Genomic DNA, 729 nt, shown 5'->3' with positions numbered 1-729 from the left:
TCAGCAGTTCCGAAAAATCGTTCGCTAAGGTTGAGGTGCCCGAATGTCGGCGGATCAAACGACCCGGGAAAAATCGCCTTCACTGCCATGCGCTACGCCTCCTTTTTTGTGCCGCCGCCGGAATCTTTGGTCTGTGTCGTTGCATCGGCGAGGCTCTTGGCGGCATGATTCTTCGCGCTGTCTTTCGCGCCGCCGGAGCCTTCGATTTGGTTCACCTTGCGGCGTTCTTTTTCCCTGCGCTTATGCCAGCGGAGGCGTGCAGCTAATTGTCCCCGCTCGCTGTAATGGTAATGCCGCGCCCAGATGATGCCTCCGAGCAGGGCGACATACAGGAGCCTGCCAATCCAGCGGTCCCGCTCGGTCTTGAATATCCACGGCTCGCGGACGGGAGGAGGGGTCTGTTCCGCGTCGAGCGCGTCAAAATACTTTTGACGCTCGGCTTTCGCCCGCGCGACGATTTCGTCTGTCGTCAGCCTTTCGACGGGTTTGGGCGAGTTTGCCGCGACGAAGTCTTTGTCGAGGATTGTCCGCGTCCCGGTCATGTTCATCGGGTAGCCCGGGTGCAGTTCCTCCGGCTTCCGCCAGCGGGCATAGAGCGATATGCTCTTCGTTATGACAATCCAGTCGTCGGCGCGGTAGGTGTCGCCGCTGCCGTCCGGCTTGGTGTTCCAGCCTCGCCACACGTAGCCCGTCCGGCTCGCATACCCGCCCGAATCGGCGCGCACCTTG

General features: G+C 61.0%; 1 protein-coding gene and 1 pseudogene. Both read right to left on the bottom strand.

All coding sequences use genetic code 11. From position 1 onward, the window contains the following. A pseudogene (locus AWU74_RS13550) lies at positions 1–89 on the bottom strand (hypothetical protein); the annotation flags it as partial. Between the two features lie 3 nt (positions 90–92). Further along, positions 93–729 (bottom strand): InlB B-repeat-containing protein (locus tag AWU74_RS11920; protein ID WP_187150919.1); only part of this gene is annotated, 637 nt, incomplete at its 5' end.

It is taken from the genome of Treponema endosymbiont of Eucomonympha sp., assembly GCF_001028545.1.
This window is presented reverse-complemented; position numbering and strand designations above follow the sequence as displayed.